At 28.6% G+C, this 25,172-nt stretch carries 12 protein-coding genes and 1 other annotated feature; of the genes, 9 read left to right on the top strand and 3 right to left on the bottom strand.

Going from position 1 to position 25,172, the window contains the following annotated elements; translation table 4 throughout:
• Window positions 1-61: 61 nt before the first annotated feature.
• Window positions 62-198, top strand: a sequence feature (ribosomal protein L10 leader region).
• 29 nt (window positions 199-227) lie between these two features.
• Together rplJ and rplL are read left to right on the top strand one after the other, a co-directional pair.
• On the top strand, window positions 228-722 hold the full coding sequence (rplJ, locus tag ESOMN_RS03565; RefSeq protein WP_024863579.1) for a 50S ribosomal protein L10: 495 nt from the start codon (window positions 228-230) through the stop codon (window positions 720-722).
• Window positions 723-764: 42 nt separating this feature from the next.
• Window positions 765-1,130 carry a 50S ribosomal protein L7/L12 gene (gene rplL, locus ESOMN_RS03560; RefSeq protein WP_024863578.1) on the top strand — a complete coding sequence of 122 codons (366 nt, stop codon included), beginning with the start codon at window positions 765-767 and terminating at the stop codon, window positions 1,128-1,130.
• A 46-nt stretch (window positions 1,131-1,176) separates the two neighbouring features.
• Here the strand turns inward: rplL and ESOMN_RS03555 are convergent, their stop codons facing one another.
• Together ESOMN_RS03555 and ESOMN_RS03550 are read right to left on the bottom strand one after the other, a co-directional pair.
• The gene (locus ESOMN_RS03555; RefSeq protein ID WP_024863577.1) at window positions 1,177-4,950 is read right to left on the bottom strand and encodes a hypothetical protein; all 3,774 of its coding nucleotides are present in this window, start codon (window positions 4,948-4,950) and stop codon (window positions 1,177-1,179) included.
• Between the two features lie 436 nt (window positions 4,951-5,386).
• Window positions 5,387-9,118, bottom strand: coding sequence for a hypothetical protein (locus ESOMN_RS03550; protein WP_024863576.1), 3,732 nt, complete (start codon window positions 9,116-9,118; stop codon window positions 5,387-5,389).
• A gap of 264 nt (window positions 9,119-9,382) precedes the next feature.
• Here ESOMN_RS03550 and ESOMN_RS03545 point away from each other — a divergent pair, with 264 nt between their 5' ends.
• The 4 genes from ESOMN_RS03545 (at window position 9,383) to ESOMN_RS03535 (ending at window position 21,138) form a co-directional block, all read left to right on the top strand.
• Entirely contained in the window at window positions 9,383-10,552 is a 1,170-nt protein-coding gene (locus ESOMN_RS03545; RefSeq protein WP_024863575.1) for a hypothetical protein, read from the top strand.
• Between the two features lie 9 nt (window positions 10,553-10,561).
• Window positions 10,562-14,383 (top strand): DNA-directed RNA polymerase subunit beta, encoded by a 3,822-nt coding sequence (gene rpoB, locus ESOMN_RS03880; protein ID WP_024863574.1) that lies wholly within the window; start codon window positions 10,562-10,564, stop codon window positions 14,381-14,383.
• Window positions 14,384-14,401: 18 nt separating this feature from the next.
• Complete coding sequence (rpoC, locus tag ESOMN_RS03875; protein WP_024863573.1) at window positions 14,402-18,157, top strand: DNA-directed RNA polymerase subunit beta'; 3,756 nt, start codon at window positions 14,402-14,404, stop codon at window positions 18,155-18,157.
• Between the two features lie 443 nt (window positions 18,158-18,600).
• A complete protein-coding gene (locus tag ESOMN_RS03535) occupies window positions 18,601-21,138 on the top strand; it encodes a BspA family leucine-rich repeat surface protein (protein WP_198511462.1) in 2,538 nt (845 codons plus the stop codon).
• 103 nt (window positions 21,139-21,241) lie between these two features.
• On the opposite strand, the gene ESOMN_RS03530 is transcribed toward ESOMN_RS03535, so the two are convergent.
• Window positions 21,242-21,544 carry a rhodanese-like domain-containing protein gene (locus tag ESOMN_RS03530; protein ID WP_024863571.1) on the bottom strand — a complete coding sequence of 101 codons (303 nt, stop codon included), beginning with the start codon at window positions 21,542-21,544 and terminating at the stop codon, window positions 21,242-21,244.
• Between the two features lie 93 nt (window positions 21,545-21,637).
• Between ESOMN_RS03530 and rpiB the strand changes: the two genes are divergently transcribed.
• Genes rpiB through ESOMN_RS03515 form a run of 3 tightly spaced genes read left to right on the top strand, consistent with a single transcriptional unit; the run spans window position 21,638 to window position 25,156 of the window.
• Window positions 21,638-22,081, top strand: a complete 444-nt coding sequence (gene rpiB / locus ESOMN_RS03525; RefSeq protein WP_024863570.1) for a ribose 5-phosphate isomerase B — start codon at window positions 21,638-21,640, stop codon at window positions 22,079-22,081.
• Window positions 22,065-23,303 (top strand): serine hydroxymethyltransferase, encoded by a 1,239-nt coding sequence (locus ESOMN_RS03520; protein WP_198511461.1) that lies wholly within the window; start codon window positions 22,065-22,067, stop codon window positions 23,301-23,303. Before rpiB ends, ESOMN_RS03520 begins: the two co-directional genes overlap by 17 nt.
• Before the next feature lie 11 nt (window positions 23,304-23,314).
• Window positions 23,315-25,156, top strand: coding sequence for an MAG1210 family protein (locus tag ESOMN_RS03515; RefSeq protein ID WP_024863568.1), 1,842 nt, complete (start codon window positions 23,315-23,317; stop codon window positions 25,154-25,156).
• Window positions 25,157-25,172 lie beyond the last annotated feature (16 nt).

Below are 25,172 nucleotides of genomic sequence, written 5' to 3'. Positions count from 1 at the left end.
AATTTTAATTTCATCATTTCTTCCTTTAAAGTTTTAGACAATTAATTTAAAATATGATATTATATTGATGCTATTAGTACCAAAGACAGTAACTGGGGCAACCCTTAATTCGTTACCGAGGGAAAATGTTTTTATTATTAAAAGTAAAAACTTTTTCGTTTACCTCGGCTTTAAAATCCGAGGTTTTTATTTGGAAACATAACAAAATTTTTAAAGGAGGAATAGAAATGGTATTACAAAGACCTGCTCATGCGATCAAAGCTGAAATAGTTTTAGCAATTGCTGGAAAATTAAAATCACCAGGTGTGGCTGTTGCAGAATACAAAAACTTAACAGTAGCACAAATGACCAAATTTAGACAAGCAGCTTTAAAACAAAATATTGAAGTTAAAGTTTATAAAGATTCACTAGTTCGTCGTGCTGCTGAAGCTTCTGGTTTAGAAGGGTTATCTGAATTTTTAACTCAACAAAACGTATTTATTTTTTCAGAAGATTCAATCGCAGCAGCTAAATTGGTAGCTGAATTTGCAAAAACTAATGAAGATATGAAATTAAAAGCCGGAATTATTGAAGGCGCAATTATGGATACTGCTGCAATTAACGAAATTGCTTCACTTCCATCAAAAGATGAACTATACGGTATGTTTGCATCTTCACTTATTTACCCATTACGTCAATTCATGAACGTAGTTAAAGAAATTGCAAAAACAAAAGAAGCATAATCAAAACAATCGTTAAACAAAAAAGAAAAGAGGACATATATTATGGCAATTACAAAAGACGATATTATCAAGGCATTAGAAGAAATGAAATTAACTGAATTAAACGATTTAGTAAAACAAATCGAAGATCACTTCGGAGTTGTTGCAGCAGCAGCTGTAGCAGCACCAGCAGCAGCTGCAACAGCAGCAGCACCAACTGAAGCAGCAGTTGTTATTACTTCTGTTGGAGGAAACAAAGTTGGAGTTATTAAAGCAGTTAAAGATTTAACTGGTTTAGGATTAATGGATGCTAAAAAATTAGTTGATGGAGCAACACCAATCACAGTTAAAGAAGGCGTAAAAATGGATGAAGCTGAAAAAATGAAAGAAGCTTTAGTAGCAGCTGGAGCGGCTGTTGAATTAAAATAATAATTCAAAGCAAAAACCCACACAAAGGTGCGGGTTTTTATTTGTTCTATTTTTGGAATAGTAATAATGAAGCAGAACCAACATAATCATTAATTCCAATAACATCCCATTCAACAAAACGATCATATGTTAATGCTCGATGAAGAATAAAGTTGACATTGTAAACTAATTCTGGATACAGCTGATGAATTTTATTAGCAATTAACAACTCGTTTTTTAAATCAGCACGAAAGTTAATTTTAGTTATGTTTTTTACTACATCAGTTATTTTTTTAGGTTTTTGTGTTTCAACCACAACAAAACCCGAAAATCTACCTGTACCAGAAATAATAAATGTGTGATCACTTGTTGGTTTAATAACAAACGAAGTTTCTTTAGCTTGAGGATTTTGTTTTAATATAGCATTGATAATACTTTCATTGCTAGTGTTTGGCAAAATTCCTAAATCTGTGTCTCTAATATAGGCAAGCATATTTAATTTTTTTGTTGAAAAATAAACATTAATGGCACCTGTAAATGCACCTGTGCCTTTAATCAAAGCAGAGTTGCTAGTGATATCTAAAACCTCAAAAGTACTAAAACGAGCTTCAAGATTTTTTACAATTATTTCGTTTTTGATTGCATCTGGTGAGTTATTATCAATTTCTCCTAAGTCGTTGATGTTTATGTAATCTGAAAGATTTTTTAATGTAACTCAATTGTGGAAGAAACTTATTTCACCTCTATATTTTTGATTGCTGTTGTTATCATTGTTGTACAATCCTGTGAAAGTTACTTTTTGTTTTCCAGAAGTAGTCACAAAAATGTTACTTGCATTGCTAACTTCAACTTTAATTTGGCCGTTACCGTAGATGTTGTTAACTAAATTAGAAATTTCTTGAGCACTCACCTCTTTAGTTTTATCTAATGAGGTCATTAATGAAGACAATGTTTTGTAAACACCTTTTGTACTATCAGAAATATCAATTGTTTTATCAAAAAAATATTGATGTTTTAAAATTACAGTGCCGCTGTAATTTTTTTTACCATCAGCTTTAAAAACAAAAATTTGTTCGTTTAGATTTAAAGCATCATTATTTGTTGTTCCTGAAATTTCTTCAACTACAATTCCTTGATTTTTTAAAGCATCATTTTTATCAATCTCATTGTTCAAATCATTTATATTTCACTTTTGATTTTTATTTAAATCTAAAATTGTTATTAATTTATCTTTAATATCATTAAGCGGTCTATTCGTTTTTCAATTATGAATTAACGAAAAACTACCAGTATATTTTTTTGATGGATTATTTGCACTATGTAAACCCGTGAAAGTAATCTTTTGTTTTTCTAATGAGTCAGAATGATCATCCTCTATAGTTACTTGAATTTCACCTAAACCGTAGATGTTGTTAACTAAATCAGAAATTTCTTGAACACTCACCTCTTTAGTTTTATCAAATGAATTTATTAATGAAAATAATGCTTTATAAACCTCTTTATTTTTGTCAGCAATATTAATTGTTCTATCAACAATATATTGATGTTTTAAAACTAAAGCACCTCTATATTTTCCTTTTCCGTCAGCATTAAAAACAAAAATTTGTTCATTTAGATTTAAAGAATCATTATTTGTTGCTCCTGCAATCTCTTCAACTACAATTCCTTGATTTTTTAAAGCATCATTTTTAGCAATCTCATTGTTCAAATCATTTATATTTCACTTTTGATTTTTGTTTAAATCTAAAACTGCTACTAATTTATCTTTAACATCATTAAGCAGTCTATTCGTTTTTCAATTATGGATCAACGAAAAACTACCAGTATATTTTTTTGAATAGTTTACTTGATTATGTAAACCTGTGAAAGTAATCTTTTGTTTTTCTAATGAGTCAGAGTGATCATTCTCTATAGTTACTTGAATTTCATCTAAACCGTAAATATTGTCTATTATCTGTTGTATATGTTCTTGCTTAACCGATTTTGAATCATCCTGATTTTCAAGGATTAATGCAATATTTTTTTCAATGTTATTGTTGCTATCGTTAAGTGAAATTTGATTATTTTCATGATATTCATGTTGTAAAATTAGTGAACCACTATATATGCTTTGTTCATCGGTGGTAAAAACCAAGATTTGCTTAAAAGTATTTCAAGATTCTTCTTTAACGTATATTTCTTCTATTTTTATATTTGCGCCTTCAATGGCTTCGTTAATATTATTTTCTAAATCAGCAATATTTCAAATCCTATTTTGTTGATTTTTTAATTCTTTTTCAATATCAATTTTTATTTCATCAATAGATTTTTTAGAACTATTTTTTTTATTTCAAATATGTTGAAAAGATTTTGAACCCTTAAATTTTTTGTTCAAATCATTCATATTATGTAAACCAGTAAAAACAATTTTTTGTTTACCTGCTTTAACATTTAAATTATTAATATCATCATTAGATACTTCAACTTTAATCTGTTGTTTTCCATAAATCTTGTCTATCATATTTGCTAAATAATTTTGATCTACAGATTTTGTTTTATCTAGTGATCCAACAATGATATCTAAAGATTTAGAAATTTGAGAATTTTCATCAGCAAGATCGCTAGTTGTGTCGATTTCATATATATGTTTTAAAATGACAGAGCCTTCATACTTTTTATTCCCTTTAGAACTAAACATAAAAATTTGCTCACCATTTGACATCGAACGCAAACTTGATGAATTTGTAAGTTCTTTTATTTCAATGTTTTCATCCTTAAATTCCGGATCTTTCATCAATTTATTATTTAATTCTTTAAGACCAACTTTATGTTTTAAATCTGCATTTAAAATCGCATTTAATTTGTCACTAACACTTTCAAGTTTTAAAGGTTTGTTTCACTTGCGAGAAATAGTAAATTTTCCAGAATATTTTTTTGAAATGCTTTTATCATCGTGCAAACCTTTAAATTCAATTGTTTGAATGCCACTTGTTAATTGTCTTGTTGAATTAACTTCATCAACAAAATTTACTTCTATTTCATCAACTCCATAAATTTTGTCGACAATACTTTTTAAGCTATCTTTTTCTATTATCTTTTTACTACTATATGTACCAAGAACTAAAGACAGATTTTTTCTAACAGGACTATTAATGTCGCTGATATCTATAGAATTATTTTCAATATATTCATGCTTTAAAACTAACGAGCCAGCATAACCATTATTTCCATCAGCACTAAACATTATTAATTGTTCGAAGTTATTTCAAGTTTTTTCTTCATTAATAACTTCAGTTAATTTAATTTTTTCGTCAGGAAATTTTTTGTCAATTTCCTTTTGTAAATCAACGATATTCAAAGAAACACTTTTTCCTTCAGTTTCTTTAATAATTTTTACAATCTCATTTTTTATGTTAATTATTGGTTTGATAATTTTCTTTTCATTTTTTCACTCAAATTCAAAAGACACAGTTCCTATAAAATTTTTTGTATAATCCGAAGAATTGTTTAATCCACTGAAAGTAATATTTTGTAAACCATGTAATTCAGATACTTCTTTTTCATTAACTTTTAAATTATTGACTAGATTTTTTTTGTCAACAATTTTAACTTTTAATGAATTTGATCAACCTAATGACTTAATCAAATCATTTAGTTCTGACTCCTTAAGCGGTTTTGTTTTATCGTTTGATTCTGTAATAGTTTTTAATATTTTGTAAACTTCAGTTTTTTGATCGTCAATTCTAATTGGACTAGTATCTATAATAACTATCTTTTTTGAACATGAAACAACAGTAAGACCGGCACTTATACCCACACCCAGACCACCTGTTCAAGTCAATATTTTCAATGCTCTTTTCATTGTCTTCTTTCCTTTCTCTTAGTGATTAAAATATTTTAATCCTAAGAGATAATATATAAATAACACTTATATAAGTAAAATCAAACGTTTTGTTAATTTTTTTTAAAAAAATCATAAAAAGTTACTAAATATTCAAATATAAACAAATTATGAATATTTTTATTGATAAATTTCAATAATAAATGATATTAAATTAAACCAAATATTAACCCTAATTTATGTTATTTCAAAAGATATAGCCACAGCTATTATTAAAATTTAGCAATTATTTAAATAGCGCTCCTGCAAATACATTTTTTGACTAAAAACAAAAAAATTGCTGTTTTTAGTTCTTAAGAATAAATAAAAAGCCAAACAAATTATTGTTTGGCTCTAAGTTTATAAAAAATTTTTTATGCTTGTAAAAAGCATATTTTCTGTTGTTCATGCAAATTTTTTATATTCCTATGTAGGCTACAATTATTTGACTATAACCTATAAAAGAGTTTATTCCAATAACATGCCAATATTGAACTAAACCAGGAGTACCATTGCGCGTGTCGTTATCTTTAAGTAGCGCAAATGTTGTTCCAAACACCAACCCTTGACTTTTATATCTTTCCTCGATATGTTTGGCTACATTAAAAATGTCCAAAACATCCCCAACATATTTAAACCTCTCATATTTAGTGATCATTTTAGATATATCTTTTGACATTTGATAAGTAACCCTTATTTTACCTGTGTATTCACCCAAACCGGTTATTAAAGCTGAATCATTTGTAATTTCAGAAACTTCATATTGAAAATTTTTAGATTTAGGATTTTTCGCTAAAATTCCATCTCTAATTTGTTCTTCATCAGCTTTTATTAATGTTCCTAAATTTGTTAAAAGTATATAACCTTGAATATTTAGTTTAGAAGTGGTAAATGTTAATTCAATTTCTCCAACAAAATTTCCAACACCTTTGATTTTGACTGTTTTATCATTAATATCCAATATTTCGAAACTGGCAGCAGCAGCATTGGGATTTAATTCAATAATTTTATTCTTTATTGTTGAAGGCGAATTATCTTCGATTTCGCCCAAATCCAATTCAGTTATATAATTTGAAATATCTTTAAAAATAGATCACTTATGTTCAAAACTTATCTTTTCTTTGAATTTTTTGTTTGTATTTTCAGCACTTCATAAACCTATAAACTCTAAAGTTTGCAACCCTGTTGTTGCTGTTTCATCAACACCTAAATTATCAATTACATTAACATCAATTTCACCAGAACCATAAATATTATCTAACATTTGTTGAAGATTTTTTTCTGATGCCTTTTGAGTTTTGTCTAACGTATCTTTTATAGATTTGATAGTGTTGTAAACTTCGGTTTTATCATCGCTAATATCAACAGTTGTGTCAACATTATAACTGTGTATTAAAACAATTGATCCAAAATAAGATTTATCCTTATCGGCCTCAAAAAGAAACACTTGTTGTTCATTGCTTATTGTGCGAGTGTTATTATTTTTAATTTCCTTAACTGTAATATTTTGGTTTTTTAATTCAACTTCTTGCTCAATTTCAGCCTTTAAAGCTTCTTGAGTTCAAGCATTGTTATTTTTATTCAAAATACTTTGTAATAAATCCTTTTTCTCCGAAATCATTTTGGGGTTATTTCAATACCTAGATATTTGAAATGTTCCTGAGTATTTCTTGTCTATATTTACATCACTGTGTAAACCTGTAAATTTAATTGTTTGGTTTCCTGAATTTTCTTGACTGCTATCTTCAATCTCGACTTTTATTTCATTTATTCCATACAAATTATTAATTAATGTTTGCAATTTGTTTTGGTCAACTTTTTGAGTTTTACTAATTCCATCCACCAAAGTGTTGATAGAATTTTTAATATTGTTTTTTTCATCACTAATATCAATAGAATTCTTTTCAACATATTTATGTCTTAGCGAAATTGACCCAACATATAATTTTTCTCCATCAGCGCTAAACATTAAAACTTGTTCAAAACTATTTCAACCATTAGTTTCAACCGCTAACTCTTGAGCAACGATATTTTGATTTTTTAAATTTTCATCACTTTCAATTTTTTCCTTCAATTCTTCAAGATTTCACTTGGAATTCCCATTACTTTTTAAAATTGTTTCTAATTTAGTTCTAATGTTTTCAATTGGTTCAGAAACTTTGTTATTTGTTTTTCATTCGTGATTAAAACTTATGTTACCTTTAAATTTATTAGAATTGTCTTCTTTTTTGACCGCGCTAAATTTAATAGTTTGTGAGCCATCAATTACTTCTTCGCTTTTTAATCCATTCTTAATTACTTCAATTTCTAATTCATTTGAACCATAAATTTCTTCTACCGTTTTTTTAATTTCTTCTTTAGTGGTTGGTTTTTCAGAATCAAGTGATTCTACAATTAAATTTAAAGTTTTATAAATTTCAGAATCTTTGTTCTCAATATCAATAGTCGAATCCACATTGTAATTATGTTTCAAAACAATTGTTCCAATATAATTTTTCGAACCATCAGCTTTAAATGTAAAAGTTTGATCATTAGTTACAAAAGAACGCTCAAAAACAGGCAACACAATTTCTTCTACTTCGATATTTTGTTCTTTGAATTTCTCTGTTTTATTTAATTCAATTTTTAATTCGCTAACTTCCCATTTTTTATCTTTTCTTGATTCCAAAATCTCTTTAATATCGTTTCGAACTTCTTTTAATGATTTAGGATCATTTCAATTATGTGAAATCTGTAATTCACCTGAATATTTTTTGTTTAGGTATTCACTACTATGCATCCCTTTAAAATGTACTATTTGACTACCCATATTTTTTGTCATATCGTCTTTGATTTCAACAATAATTTCTTCTTTGCCATATAGATTATCAATTAATGATTGCAAATCTGTTTGATTAATAGGTTTCTTACTATTTTGAGTTTTTACAAGTGTTTCTAAAGCATTTTTTATTTCAACGCTTGTTTGAATATCTATGCTTTTGTCTTCTTTATATTTGTGCTTAACAACTAATGAACCACTATATTCATTTTCCTCAGAAACACTTACTAAAATTATTTGCTCAAAATTATTTCAAGAATTATTTTCTAATCCTATTTCTTTCACTTCAATATTTTCTTCAAGTAAAGTATTTATCTTTTTGATTTCTTCTTGAAGTTTGTTCATATCTCACTTGTTATCTTTATTTGATTTTAAAATATTCTCAATTTTTGCTCTTTCAGTTTCAAGGAGTATTGTTTCTTTTTTTTCTCAATCGTGAGACAAAATAATTTGTCCTGAATATTTTTTCTCTAAATTTGATTCTGAGTGTAAGCCCTTGAATAAAACATTTTGTTTACCTTTAATTTTTGTTTCGTTATTCATGATGCTAACTTGAATTTCTTCTTTACCATATAAGTTATCTACCAAATCTTGTAGTTTGGTTTCATCAATGGGTTGGTTTTTATCATAATTGTTTATAATTGAAGTTAAACCTTCTTTTATTGTTTCGTTTTTTCCGATATTAATCTCTTCATTTTCTTTGAAATCGTGCTTTATTGAAACGGCTCCAAAGTAATCGCTGTTACCTTTAGTGCTTATCATTAAAATTTGTTGAAAATGATTTCAAATCCCTAATTCAATAGCCACAGTTTCAACTTTAATGTTCTGATTTTTAAATTTTGAATCATTATTTATCATTTTTTCTAATTTTTCAATGTCTCACTTCTTGTCTTTGTGTGTTTCAATAATTTTAGAAATATCATTTTTTACATCTTCGAGGTCTTTCGAAGGCCCATGATTTATATTTCATTCATGATCAAAAGCAACAACCCCACTAAAGTTTCCGTTTTTATTTGAATTATTTCTTAATCCAGTAAAAATTACTTTTTGTTTTCCTTTATCATCAGTTCTTGTTTCGTTAATTGCTACATCAATTTGATTTTCTCCATAAACATCGACAATTAAAGCATCAATTTTTTCTTTGTAAATTTTTTCATTTTCATAACTTTTTACAAAATTTTTTAAAATCTTGTAAACTTGCGAGTTAGGATTGGTAATATCTTTGCTCATCTTTTCTAATAATGCTTTGTTATAATTGTTTACAACTAAAAAAGCACCAAAACTTAATCCTAAAGCTCCAATCAAAAATAATGCTACTAAAAGTTTTTTCATATTATCTATTCCTTTTTAATACCTTTTCAATATTTATTATAAATTAAAATTACACTTATAGTGTTAAAAAGCAACGTATAAGTGTAATATATTTATATCTATGCTCGTTTTTACCGCTATTCACGTTCATGTTAAAAAGTAAAATATAACAGTCAAAAAAGTGCCAATTGTAGTATAATCATAAATACATTGAGTTTAGTTTAGCTTGTTAAGAACTTCTGCTAATCTCGAATCTATTTTTAATCTTAATATTTGGAGGTAGCTGTGGCGAATTTGGATTACTTCTTAAAGAAAAATTGAAATACTAATAAACTTCTTGACGGAAATGAATCAAATCTTTACTTTAGTAAAATACCGAGTTTTTCTGCTTATAAATTTAATTTTAATTTTAAAAATAGAATAAATAATGATCACTTTTTATATGACTATTCATTAGCCTTCAAAATTAATAGTGATTCAAAGACTATTAAAGAAATTCAAATGCTTGAAATTTTATCATTGTTGGAATTGGATGGCAATTTAGAAGAAAAAAATGTTTTAGTAAATATAAAAAGAATAAAAGAAATATATGATGGGCGAAAACCTAGCGGTAAAGATGAAAAAAAGATTTGAAATTTAATTGAAGTACTCAATTTAATTAAAGTTGAAGGTTTCAACATTAATGAAAATAATTTCGAATTAATAATTCATATAATTTTTAGAAACCTTGGTTTTGATTTAGATAGTAAAAATAGTTATTATCGCAATGAAAAAGATAAATCTATTTTTAAAGGTTTGGTTGAAACATCTTTGATAGATAAAGAATTAAATTATTTATTTGAAAATATTCAAACTTTATCAAAAAATGATATTCAGGGATTCACAAGTGCGTATTTATTGTTGGTGAACTTTATTTTTATAAGTCCTTACAAAGAATTTAATATTTTAATTGCCTTTTTACTTTCAAAATGATTTTTAGTAAAAATGGAATTGGAATATGAACACTTAACACCGATCAATCACTTAGGAATTAATTGAAAAAATTTTGTAACTTTATTGAACAAATCATTAACAAGTGATTTTAATCTCGATGAGTTATTTGTATTTTTGGATAGTTCATTAAAATCTAAAGTTAATTATTTATATCGTTTTGATCTTTTAAATAATTTATTTTTAGAAAATAAAAAAATTCCTAAAAGTATATTTCCCAACATTATTTGCAAAGCATTTATCGTTAATGTTTTAAGTTATAAAAACAACAGCTGAAAAATTGAAAAAATTAAATCAAGTTTTAATTATAAAAATCAAGTTATATTTACAGACTTGCAATTAGAAAGCTATTTAAATTTTTTGGTTGAATCCAAAATATTAAAAACTATTAGTAAAAACAACATTAAAAATTATGCTTTTGCCGATAGTGATTTCGAAAAAATCAGAAGATTATTAAAAGATTAAGGAGAAAAAATGAGTTATAAAGTAAAAAAAATTAACCGCGGTGTTGAACGTCGAGATTACACTAAAGTTTCTGGTAATTTACCATTACCTAACTTAGTGGAAATGCAAACAAGAACATTTGATTGATTTTGTCAAAAAGGGATTCAAGAAGTTTTTGATGAAGTTTTCCCAATCGTTTCTAATGATGGCACAGCTGTTTTAACAATGGAAAATTGAGGGTTTAAAGAACCAAGGATTGATGTTGCAAGAGCAAGAGAAGAATCAAAAATTTTTGAAGCACCAATCTATGCTGATTTAAAATTATCGGTTGCAAACAGAGAAGAAATTTCAAAAGAATTATTTAACATTGTTTCAAAAGATGAAAAAAAATTAGTAACAGAATGATTAAAAGAAAAAACCGAAAATAAAGCAGTAACTTTTAAATCATCACAAGATCAATCATACTTTTTTGAAGTAAAAACTAAAGGTTCAGAGATTCCTGACACTATCCAAGTTGATATTGTTGAAAAAACTGAAGATGCAGTTATTGTTAATGCCGCAATCTATAAACAAGGTCAATCATTTTTGGGAGAATTCCCAGTTATGACACCATCTGGAACTTTTATAATTAACGGTTCACAAAAAGTTATTGTTTCACAATTGGTTCGTTCACCTGGTGCTTATTTTAAAAAAGATTTTAACCGTAAAAACGGAGAAAATATTTTTTCAGCTGACATAATTCCATCTCGTGGAACTTGATTAGAATTTGAAACAGAAGCAAAAAAAATTGTTGATACAAAATTAATCAATGCTTTATATGTAAAAATTGATAAATCAAGAAAAACAACAGCAACATCTTTGTTAACTGGTTTAGGATTGGAAAAAAATTCAATTTTAGACTTATTTGATAATCCTAAATTATTAAAAAACACATACGAACAAGACAGTTTGTCGGGTGATTTAACAACAGATTGAGAAAATGCTATTACAGACATTTACAAAAAAATTCGTCAAGGTGAAACAGCAACAGCTGATGGAGCTTCAAAATTTATTTACGGAACATTATTTGATAAACGTAAATATGATTTAACTAAAGCTGGTCGTTTTAAATTACAACAAAAACTTTCAATTAAAAATCGTTTAATCGGAAGAACATTAGCAGAAGATATTGTTAATAAAAAAGGAGTAATTTTAGTTCCGGCAAATACATTAGTAACAAAAACAAATATTAACGAAATAGCTGAAGCATTAAGCGGAAATGTTATGACTGTAAAATTGAATTTCAATGAGCAAATCGAAGGTTCAAAAGAAGTTCAAAAACTAAAAGTTTACAAGGAATTAAACGGTAAAGGTGAAATTATTACTTTAATTGGTATTTCGCCAAATTCAAAAGAAGAATTTGTAACAGTACCTGATATTGTTTCAACGATTTCTTACACAATTTCATTAATTGATAATATTGGTGAAGTTGATGATATTGATCATTTAGGTAATCGTAGAGTTCGTACAGTTGGTGAATTACTACAAAATCAATTTAGAATCGGAATGATGCGTATTGAAAAAAATGTTAAAGAAAGATTGGCAACTTCAAACTTGTACAAACTTAAACCTTCAACAATCATCAATAACAAACCACTAACAGCTATTATTGGTGAATTCTTTAACTTGTCACAATTATCACAATTCATGGATCAAATTAACCCACTTTCTGAATTAACTAATAAACGTCGTTTAACAGCTCTTGGCCCTGGTGGTTTATCACGTGATAGAGCCGGATTAGAAGTTCGTGACGTTCACCCATCACATTATGGAAGAATTTGTCCAATTGAAACTCCTGAAGGTCCAAATATTGGGTTGATTAACAACTTATCAACTTATGCAAAAATTAATGAATATGGATTTATTACAACTCCATACAGAAAAGTTGTTAACGGAATTATTCAAAACGAAGAAGTTCATTATTTAACAGCCGATGAAGAGAAAAACTTTATGATTTCTCAAGCATCAGTTAACCAAGATGCAACAGGTAAAATTACTGATAAAACTGTTATTGCACGTTATCGTGGAGATGACATTGTAACTGATATTTTAGATATCGATTACATTGACGTTTCGCCAAAACAAATTGTTTCAGTTGCAACATCTGCAATTCCATTCTTGGAAAACGATGATGCCAACCGTGCTTTGATGGGGGCAAACATGCAACGTCAAGCCGTGCCTTTAATTAATCCTGAATCCCCAATTGTTGGAACAGGAATTGAATTTGAAGCCGCACGTGATTCGGGAGCTGCAGTTGTTGCAACCGAATCGGGAATCGTTAAATATGTAGATTCAAGACTTATTACTATTGAAGCAAAATCAGGAATAAAAACTTACTCTTTATCAACTTTTGAAAGATCAAACAATGGAACTGCTTTAATTCATTTCCCAATTGTTAAAGCTGGAGATAAAGTTGATAAAGGACAAATTATTGCTGATGGTCCATCAATGGAAAAAGGAGAATTAGCAATCGGTCAAAACGTTGTGGTTGCCTTTACAACTTATAACGGATACAACTTTGAAGATGCTGTTATTATGTCAGAACGTGTAGTAATGGAAGACAGATTCACTTCTGTTCACATTGATGAATATGTAATTGAACGTCGTTCAACTAAACAAGGTAATGAAGATGTAACTCGTGAATTACCAAATGTTAGTGAAGCTGCTAAGAAATATTTAGATAGTGACGGAATTGTTGCTATTGGAACTGAAGTTAAAGTTGGCGACATTTTGGTTGGAAAAGTAACGCCAAAAGGTCAAGCTCAATTATCGCCAGAAGATAAATTGTTACACGCAATTTTTGGTGAAAAATCAAGAAATGTTAAAGACAACTCATTAAGAGTACCAAACGGTGGTGACGGAATTGTTCAAGCAATTAAACGTTTCTCAGCTGCTGATGGTTTTGATTTACCTGCTGATGTTTTAGAAATTATTAAAGTTTATATTGTCCAAAAACGTAAAATCCAAGAAGGGGATAAAATGTCTGGACGTCATGGTAATAAAGGGGTTATTTCTCGTATTTTGCCAATTGAAGACATGCCACATTTAGAAGATGGAACTCCTGTTGATATTATGTTGAATCCACAAGGGATTCCTTCACGTATGAACATTGGTCAAATTCTAGAATTACATTTAGGAATGGCTGCTAAAAAATTAGGAATCAAAGTTGCGACTCCAGTTTTTGAAGGAGTTAATGCTAAAGAATTAGATGAAATCATGAAAGAAGCAGGAATGACTAACTTCGGTAAAGTTAAATTAATCGATGGTCAAACTGGTGAAGCTATGGACAAACCAATCGCTGTTGGGGTTATGTATATGCTAAAACTTTCTCACATGGTTGATGATAAATTACATGCTCGTAACGTTGGTCCATACTCATTGATTACACAACAACCACTTGGAGGAAAAGCTCAAAGTGGGGGTCAAAGATTTGGAGAAATGGAAGTTTGAGCACTTGAAGCTTATGGAGCTGCTCATACACTTCGTGAGATCTTGACTATCAAGTCAGATGATATTAAAGGTCGTGCTAAAACTTATGAAGCAATTGTTAGATCAAAAGCAATTCCTGAACCAGGAATTCCAGAATCATTTAACGTTTTAACAAAAGAAATTATGGGTCTTGGTTTTGATATGTTCATGGAAGATAATCGTGGTCGTAAGTTTGCTATTAATGCTTATGATGATGATCAAATTGATGAAGAATATGCAAATTATGATTCAATGGATTCTCTAGCTGGAGGTAATGAATTATCAACAACAGGATTTAGTGAAGTATCAGAAAGAGAAATCGCAATCGATTTCAACGAAGAATAGGAAAAGGAGAACTAAGATATGGAAAACAGAAATAAAAAATCTATCAAAATTGAATTAGCTTCCCCAGAAACTATTCGTTCATGATCGCATGGAGAAGTAACTAAACCAGAAACAATTAACTACAAAACATTAAAAGCCGAAAAAGAAGGTCTATTTGACGAAAGAATTTTTGGACCAACCAAAAACTATGAATGTGCTTGTGGAAAATATAAAAAAGCAAACCCAATGAACAAAGGAAAAGTTTGTGAAAAATGTGGGGTTGAATTAACTGAATCAATCGTTAGACGTGAGAGAATGGGACATATTGAATTAGAAGAACCTGTTACTCATATTTGAATGTTAAAAGTTGCTCCTTCAAGAATTGCAGCAATTTTAAATTTAAAAACTAAAGAATTAGAAGAAGTTGTTTACTTCGTTTCTCACATTGTTTTAGAAACAGGAGATGCAAAAATTTTAAAAAGCGGTGAAGTTTTAAATTTAGGATCAACTAAAGCTTCAAAAACTCGTGAAAAATTAGCAACTTTAATTAAAGGTGTGCAAGAAAAAGTTGAAGCGGAACCAGAATCAAGAGATTACCGAAAAGCTACAAGATTATTAGCAGAATTAGAAAACACAGCAATTCCTTTTTCAATCGATGAAGCTTGTGCATTAATTGCTAAACATACTGGTGCTAAATTTGGAATTGGTGCTGAAGCAGTTGAATACTTATTAAAAGAAATTAAAATTGAAGAAACAATTGTTGAATTAAAAAATGAGCTACGTGAAAAACGTGGTTCTGTTGATGCAACAAAAATTATGAAACGTTTAGAAGTTTTAGATTCATTAAAAAAATCTGGAGCAAGACCTGAATGAATGATATTGAGAGTGTTACCGGTTATACCTCCAGATATTCGTCCAATTATTCAATTAGATGGTGGGCGTTTCACAACTTCAGAAATTAATGATTTATATAGAAGAATTATTATTAGAAATGAAAGATTAAAAAAAGTTAAAGAAATGGATGCGCCTTCAGTTATTGTTAACAACGAAAAACGTATGTTACAAGAAGCTGTGGATGCTTTATTAGACAACGAACGTAAACCTCGTCCTGTGATGGGAAAAGACAAACGTCCATTAAAGTCTTTAACTTCAACATTAAAAGGAAAACAAGGACGTTTTCGTCAAAATTTATTAGGTAAACGTGTTGATTATTCAGGACGTTCAGTAATTGCTGTTGGTCCAACATTAAAAATGTATCAAGTGGGACTACCTCGTGATATGGCAATTACTTTATTTAAACCATTTGTAATTCAATGATTACAAGAACATGAATTTGCCGAAAACGTTAAAGTGGCTGAAAAAATGTTACAACAAAACGATCCAAAAATTTGAGAAGCTTTAGAACAAGTTATCAAAGATCGTCCAGTGCTTTTAAACCGTGCTCCTACTTTACACCGTTTAGGAATTCAAGCCTTTGAACCTAAATTAGTAAAAGGTAAAGCAATTCGTTTACACCCATTGGTAACAACTGCATTTAATGCCGATTTCGATGGAGACCAAATGGCTGTCCATGTACCAATTACTAAAGAAGCAATCGGAGAAGCTCGTGCTTTAATGCTGGGTTCAAACGCAATTTTAGGACCAAAAGATGGAAAAGCCATTGTTACTCCAACTCAAGATATGATTCTTGGTAACTATTATGTTACTTTAGAAGAAAAAGGTGTTGAGGGAGAAGGAATGATGTTTGCAAACATGGCAGATGCCTTGACTGCTTATGAACAAAAAATTGTTAACCTAAACGCTTTAATAGGAATTGCAATTTCTGCTTTACCAACAGAAAAATTTATTGAAGAAGATCAAGATAAATATTTAGTAACTACAGTTGGTAAAATTTTGTTTAATAATATTTTTACTCAAAAATTTCCATGAATTAACACAGGAAATATCTATGGTGCAGAAGTAGCAATTAAAGATTACATTTTACCTTTCTCAAAAGATATTAATGAGTTTATTAAAGCTTATAAAATTACTCAACCAATTAAGAAAAAAGAATTATCAACTATTATTGAAAGATACTTCGCTGAATACAAAGCACGTTTAACAGCCGAAATGTTGGATAACATGAAAGATTTGGGATACAAATTTTCAACTAAATCAGGGACAACAATTTCTGCTGGTGACGTTGTTGCCTACACTAAAAAATATGAAGAATTCAAAGATGCTGACAAAAAAGTTCAAGAAATTTCTGAATTCTATAATATGGGAATGTTAACAGCAAATGAGAAAAAACGTCGTGTAATTGATGTTTGATCCGCTGTTAAAGATAACATTCAAAAAGAACTTGAAACAATCTTGCGTACTGACATTAAAAACCCAGTATTTGTAATGGCTGATTCAGGTGCTCGTGGAAATGTTTCAAACTTTACCCAACTTGTAGGGATGCGTGGATTGATGAATGATACCAAAGGGGATATTAAAGAAATTCCGATTAAGTCATCATTCCGTGAAGGATTATCAGTTTCTGAGTTCTTCATCTCAACGCACGGTGCTAGAAAAGGAATGGCTGATATTGCCTTAAAAACAGCTGATTCAGGTTACTTAACTCGTCGTTTAGTTGACGTTTCGCAAGAAATTGTTATTACTGGTGAAGACTGTCAACCAATTGGGGGATATTCAGTTTCTGCAATTGTAGAAACAAAACATGATAATGTAATTGTGCCGTTAAAAGACCGATTAATAAACCGTTTTGCTTTTGAAAATATTGAAGATGTTAAAGGTAATATCATTGTTACCAAAGATCAATTGATTACCAAAGCGTTAGCTGAAAAAATTGTTGCAGCCGATATTAAAAAAGTAAATATTAGATCAGTATTAACTTGTGATAATGCTAAAGGTATTTGTCAAAAATGTTACGGAGTTAACTTGGCAACTGGTGAAGTTGTTAAAGTTGGAGAGCCAGTTGGAGTAATTGCTGCGCAATCAATTGGAGAACCAGGAACACAACTTACTATGCGTAACTTCCATACTGGAGGGGTTGCCGGGGATGCTGATATTACCCAAGGATTACCGCGTATTAAAGAATTGTTAGACGTAACTACTCCTAAAGGGTCAGTTGCTATCATTTCTGAAATTGAAGGAGAAGTTACTGAAGTTTCAACAGTTGATGGAGTTTCTACAATTGTTGTAACAAGTGATGGAGATTCAAGAAAATACAGAACCCAATTTCATGCTGTTTTAAGAGTGGAAAAAGGGGAATTGGTAAAACCTGGTCAAAAATTAACCGAAGGAGCAATTGACTTGCGTCAATTGCTAGAAGTTGCTAATATTGAGGATGTACAAAATTACATTTTAAAAGAAGTGCAAAAAGTTTACCGTTTACAAGGAATAGAAATTTCTGATAAATACATTGAAATTATTGTTAAACAAATGTTGAACAAAGTTCGTATTGTTGACGGGATGGATTCAGACTTATTACCAGGAGAAATTATTACATCCCAAGCTTATAAAACTGAAGTTGCTAAAGCAATGGGTGCTGGTCAACAGCCGCCATTAGCTGCTCCAATTATTTTTGGAATTAAAAAAGCTCCATTAGAATCAGATTCGTGATTATCATCTGCATCATTCCAAGATACTGCTAGAGTGTTATCAAAAGCAATTATTCGTGGAAAAGTAGATAAATTAGAAGGATTAAAAGAAAACATTATGCTAGGAAACTTAATTCCTGCCGGAACTGGTTTAACAGGTGCTGAAGAAGTAATGAGAATTGGTGAAGAATACCATAAAAATGAATATTAGAAAGCATTAAAATAAATTTATATTTTAATTATTTATAACGTCGGTATAAACTGACGTTTTTTAATTTAATTTTTTTAGTTTTAAAAAATTATAAGACTTAATTTATTTTACTTGCAATTGTAAATCTGATTATAATTCGTTAATTTCCAAATACTTTATTATTGTTACAATAAAGTCACAAAGTATCAATTTGAGATTTTTTACAATATAATATTATTGAAATATAATTTAAAAAATAATTACAATAGAAGGGTTTTGTTCATATGAAAAATTTTCACATTTTAAAACTAAACTTTATCGATTTAATTATTAATTTTTTTGTTCCTATAATTCGGTGGAACTAATTTACCAAAAAAATTATTTTTTATCAATGATAATTATTTCTTTAAGATATTCCGGATAATATATTTACTTTAATGTTTTTTAGATGAAGGAGTAATTATATGAAAAAATTGTTAAGCATTTTAGCAACGTTATCTTTAATCGCTAGTGCGGGAGCAACTGTTTTGGCGTGTAGTACAGATAATTTAACTCAAGACATCAATGTATTAAAAAATGAATTAGAACAAATTTTGAAACAAAAGTTATATATTAACTGAGAACTTGAAGAATTGCAAGAAAAAATTGATAATGAATTTGGAAACGGAGAAATCACAGTCCAGATTATTAAAGAAAACACATATTCTTGAAGCTATCAAGAAATGAAAGATGTTTTTCGTTTTATTGGAAATGGAAATTCTGAAAATGAATATAATTATGGTGGTTCAATTGATTTAACCCATATTTGAAAACAAAAAGTTGATAATAGTAAACCAATTACTGACGAAGAAATTACAGCACAACTTCAAAATATTTTAGATTCCCAAACAAATGAAGATTGAACAATATCAGATTTACAACTAGCAATTGACAACGATCCGTCAATCAATGATCCCGGAGGAATTGAAGTTATTGAAGTTGAGTCTAATTTGCGATCATCTGAACAAATTACTAGCACAAAACAATGAAAATTTCATGGGCTTGGTGATATTAATAATGACCATAAATACCAAGGTGATTTGGTACTTACTCATAACTGAAGCAATACCCAAGATACCACTAAACCAATTACTGGCGAAGAAATTACAGCACAACTTCAAAGTATTTTAGATTATCAAAAAAATAAAGATTGAGTTATATCAGATTTACAACAAGCAGTTGACAACAATCCTTCAATCAATGATCCCGGAGGAATTGAAGTTACTGAAGTTGTATCTAATTTGCGATCATCTGAACAAATTACTGGTACAAAACAATGAAACTTTCATGGGCTTGGTGATATTAATAATGACCATAAATACCAAGGTGATTTGGTACTTACTCATAAATGAAGCAATAAACAAGACACCACTAAAAATTTAAATGAAAATGCGGATGTTAGAGCAACATTATTAAGAATTTTAAATGCTAAATCAGAAGAAAATAACTGAAGTTGAACTGAAGAGGAATTACAAAAGGCAATTAATAATTCTATAGAAATAGAACACCCAAGTGGAATAACTATAAAAAATTTAGTAACAACTGAAGAAAACAAAACTCAACAAATTACTTTTGCAGCTAATGGATCAATAGAAAATAATGAACACTATAATGGAGAAGTGACATTAAATCATATTTATGTAAGTAATCAAACAACTGTGAAATATGTTAACTCTAAAGGAGAACTAAAAATTCAAGAATGAAGCGGTAAGGGAGAATTGAATTTTTCGAATATTGATGCTAAGGAAATTTTAAAATTTGGTTACAATGATAAGGGAGAAACATTAATTTACTTCAAGGGCGATAAAGTTCCTGATAAATTGCCAAAAGACATAACTGTAATTAAAAATTTATTTAGAGATAATAAAAATGATAATATTACAGGTTTTGAAAATTGAAACACTTCAAATGTAACGAATATGGCTTATATGTTTTCAGGAGCAACAAATTTCAACAGCGATTTATCAACTTGAGACACTTCAAATGTAATTGATATGAACTATATGTTTTCGGAAGCAAGAAATTTCAACGGGAATTTATCAACTTGAAACACTTCAAATGTAACGAATATGGCTTATATGTTTTCAGGAGCAACAAATTTCAACAGCGATTTATCAACTTGAGACACTTCAAATGTAACCGATATGAATTCAATGTTTTCAAAAGCAACAAATTTCAACAGCAACATCTCTGCTTGAAAAACAAAAAATGTAACTAATATGTATTATATGTTTTCAGAAGCAAGAAATTTCAAAAATGATTTATCAAAGTGAGACACTTCAAATGTCGCCAATATTGCTTATATGTTTTCAGGAGCAACAAATTTCAACAGCGATTTATCAACTTGAAACACTTCAAATGTCACTAATATGGCTTATATGTTTTCAAGAGCAACAAATTTCAACAGCGATTTATCAACTTGAGACACCTCAAAAGTAACTAATATGGCCTATATGTTTTCAAGAGCAACAACTTTCAATGGAAACATATCAACTTGAGACACCTCAAAAGTAACTAATATGATCTATATGTTTTCTGATGCAAAAGATTTTGATAGCAACATTTCCGCTTGAAACACTTCAAATGTCACCAATATGACTTCAATGTTTGAAAATGCGCAAGCTTTTAACCAAGATTTAAATGGTTGAGACACTTCAAATGTCATCAATATGACTTCAATGTTTTCAGGAGCAACAAATTTTAATGGCAACATTTCCGCTTGAAACACAGCAAATGTAACTGATATGACGTATATGTTTAGTAGTGCAAACAAATTTAATCAAGACATTTCCGCTTGAGACACCTCAAATGTAACATCAATGTATGGAATGTTTATTAATGCATTTTTATTTAATCAAGACATTTCTGCATGAAATGTTTCAAAAGTTGCATATTATATTCATTTTGACACTAATACAAATCCAAAATGAACTGATGAATTAAAACCCAAATTTAATAAATAAAAAAGTAAATAAAAACTTTTTTGTTGTAACTCTAAATTAATTAAAAAAATAAATTCTGCATTATTAAGTTAAAGTGCAGAATTTTTAATTTTTTAAATAAAATTTAAAAATTATTTTCTAAACCTTCAATTCCGTTTTGTAAAAAATAAGCGTTTTTATATCCTTGATGGCGATAAGTTCGAGCTACAAGACCAGAACGATTTCCTGCATTGCAAAAGAAAATTAATTTACTATCTTTATCAGGAAACAATTTATCCATATTCTTAATGATATCTGGGTAAGGGCAATTAATTGCTTCTTGAATTTTAGTTAAAAAAGAAAGTTCATAAACTGTTCTAACATCAACTGCAATTCATCCATTTTTTATCATTTTTTTAAAATCTTTGTTGCTAACAAAATCTTTCATAAAGTTACCTCAATTTTATTTTATCAATTCAAAGTTTAATAATTTAAAATTATAAATAATTGGTAGAATTAAAAAGAATAAGGGGGTAACTTTATGAAAGAAAAAATTTATATTGCAAATGATCATACAGCCGTTGAAATGAAACAAGTTATAATTAATTTTTTAAAAGAAAAAGGTTACAAAATAATTGACTTAGGAACTGACGAAGGCAATGCTTGCAGCTACAGTGAAAAGGGAATTGAACTTGGCGAAGCCGTTGCTAAAGATGAGGGTTCATTAGGTATTGCTTTATGTGGTACAGGAATTGGAATTTCTATTGCCGCTAACAAAGTTAAGGGAATTAGAGCTGCTTTAATTTATGAAATTCAAACAGCAGAATTAGCAAGACAACATAATAATGCCAATATTTTAGCTACTGGTGCAAGATTAATTGCCAACGATAAAGCAACAAAATTAGTTGATGCATTTTTAAAAACATCATTTGAAGGTGGCAGACACGAAGAAAGGATTAAGAAAATTAATGAGTACACTAAATAAAATAATTCAAGATTCTTTAAACAAAGAATTAAAAAGACAACAAAATCATATTGAATTAATTGCTTCAGAAAACTATGTTAGTGAAGCTGTTCTAATTGCAAACGGTTCAGTTTTTACAAATAAATATGCAGAAGGTTATCCAGGTAAAAGATACTATGGAGGTTGTGAAAACATTGATACTGTTGAACAATTAGGAATTGACATTGCTAAGAAGATTTTTAAAGCAGATCATGCTAATATTCAACCTCATTCAGGATCACAAGCTAACGAAATTGCTTACAAGGCTTTATTGAATCCGGGAGATAAAATCGTAGCAATGAGTTTAGATGCAGGGGGGCACTTAACTCACGGTTTTCATTTAAATTTTTCAGGTGGATTGTATGATTTTAGACATTATTCTGTTAATCGTAAAACAGAAATGTTAGATTTTGAAGAAATAAAAACTATAGTTTTAGAACACAAACCTAAATTAATAGTTGCTGGAGCAAGTGCTTATTCACGTACTATTGATTTTAAAAAATTTAGAGAAATCGCCGACTTAGTAGGTGCTTATTTAATGGTTGACATGGCTCATATAGCAGGCTTAGTAGCTGCCGGACAGCACTCTAATCCAATGGAATATGCTGATATTGTAACTACAACCACACACAAAACTTTAAGGGGTGCTCGTGGCGGCTTAATTTTATGTAAAGCTGAATTTGCTAAAAAAGTTGATTCTGCATGTTTCCCCGGAACACAAGGTGGGCCACTCGAAAATCAAATTGCTGGAAAAACTCAAGCTTTATTAGAGGCTGACACCCCAGAGTTTAAAGAATATGCAAAACAAATTGTTTTAAATTCAAAAGCTTTAGCAAATTCTTTACTTGTTAATGGAGTGCGTTTAATTGCCGGAGGAACTGATAACCATTTAATTAATTTTGAAGTTAAACAAACTTTTGGAATTACTGGAAAAGATGCAGAAAAATTATTACAAAGTATCGGAATTATAACTAATAAAGAATTATTACCTTTTGATACTGAATCACCATTTAAAACTTCGGGAATCAGAGTTGGAACTCCTGCGATGACCACTCGCGGTTTTAAAGAAAATGAATTCAAAGAAATCGGAAATATTATTGCATCAGTTTTAAAAGATCGAAGCGAAAGTAACCTTAAAAATAATCACCAAAAAGTTGTTTCGTTATGTGAAAGATTTCCAATTTATCAAAATATTAAATATTAAGGAAACTCTTTATGTCAGCAAATAATTTAGATATTTATGATCCGATTGAACAATACAAGAATAAATTTAAAGATGAGTTTACAAATTCTGCAACAAAATATTTTGATGAACTTGTTGAAAAATCAAAAGTAGATGTTAGTGCGAATAAACAAATATCTCAAAAAATTACTAAATTAGAAGAGAAATTAGAACAAGAAAATAAATTAATTAAGAAAAAGAAAAATATTAAAATTTTTTTAATTGTCTTGTTAGTTATTTTTTTGGTAGGTATTATTTTAACCTTGTGATATGTTATTTTGAGTTGAAGTCATATTTCTAACACTATAAAAATTCCTGTAATCATTGGAACAATTTTAGTTAGTTTTTTAGAAATTTTTCTTTTATTTTGAATATTCAAAAAAATTAACCCAAAATTAAAAGAATTAAAAATAGCCGTTGAAAAAACGCACAACAAACAAGAAGAACAAATCGAAATTGCTTATCAACAATTAGAAAATTTAAATAATTCTTTTAATTTGAATATTCCTCAAGTTCTTCTTCAAAAATTGTTGCCGATTTTTTCATTAGATTCTTATCTTACAAAAAATAAACAACAAGAATTAAATGTAAAAAATTTATCAAAATTTGAATCGGTTGTTTTTGCTCAAACTGGTGATATTTATGGAAATCCATTTTTGATTTATGAAAAGAAAATCCATGAAATGAGTGAAAAAATTTACACAGGATCATTAACTGTTAGTTGGACAGAAACAGAACGAGATAGTAACGGAAAAACAAGAATGGTTACTAAATATGAGACATTAACTGCATCAGTAATAAAACCATTTCCTAATTATTACAACGATTCTGCTCTAATTTATAAAACCCCAGCAGCTCCAAAATTATCTTTTTCAAGAAGTCCTCAAAATATTGGCGGTCTTAGTGAAAGACAAATTGAAAAGGAAATTTCTAAGTTAGAGAAAAAAAATATAAAAGCAGTTAATAAAAATGAAACTTTTAACATGATATCTTCAAATCCAAAGTTTGAAGTAGCTTTTGGTTCTACAGACAGAAATAATGAAAAAGATTTTAGATTAATTTTTGATAAAACATCTCAAAATCAAATGATTAAACTTTTATCAGACACAGAAGTGGGATTTGGTGACAATTTTCATATGGAAAAAAAGGGTGAAATTGTTAAACTTGTATTTGACAATTTTAATAATGACATCCTAGATGATGATCCATATGTTTATATAACTTATGATATAGAAGAAATGCGCAAAACTTTTATAAATCATTTAAATGAATATTTTCATCATTTTTATTTTCTATTTGCTCCAATCCTTTCAATTAATTTATTTAGAGAATTAAAATCAAATGATTATATTTATGGAAAAATAAAAAATACTGATGAATTATCAAGTTGACAAGTTGAAGAAATTTTAAATAAATTTAACCCAGATCTTTTGAATCATCCTGATTCTATTACTGAAAATATTTTAAAAAGTGAGCTTGTAAATTCTGAAAAAGATTTTGAAATTCATAAAGTTACATCAATAGGTTTTGAAGGAATTAATCAAATTGATTACATTCCAAGAACAGCAAGAAATGGTTCTGTACATATGGTGCCTGTTCCATGAGTCGAGTATTTACCTGTTGAAAAAACATCAAATGTTTATTTGAAAAAATCTGAAAAAATTCAACGTGCTAAACTTTTAGAAAATGGAAAATTAAATGATAACTGAAATGAATTCTTAGAAAAGCAAAATACTGATATTTTTGATTCTATTTTGAAACAAAACATTTTAAGTTTTGTTGAGATTAATCCATTACAAGATGAAGATGAAGCATTTTTAAGAAAAAAAATATAAAATAAAGCAAAAGAGG

Source organism: Williamsoniiplasma somnilux (assembly GCF_002804005.1).
Lineage (GTDB): Bacteria > Bacillota_I > Bacilli_A > Mycoplasmatales > Mycoplasmataceae > Williamsoniiplasma > Williamsoniiplasma somnilux.
This window is presented reverse-complemented; position numbering and strand designations above follow the sequence as displayed.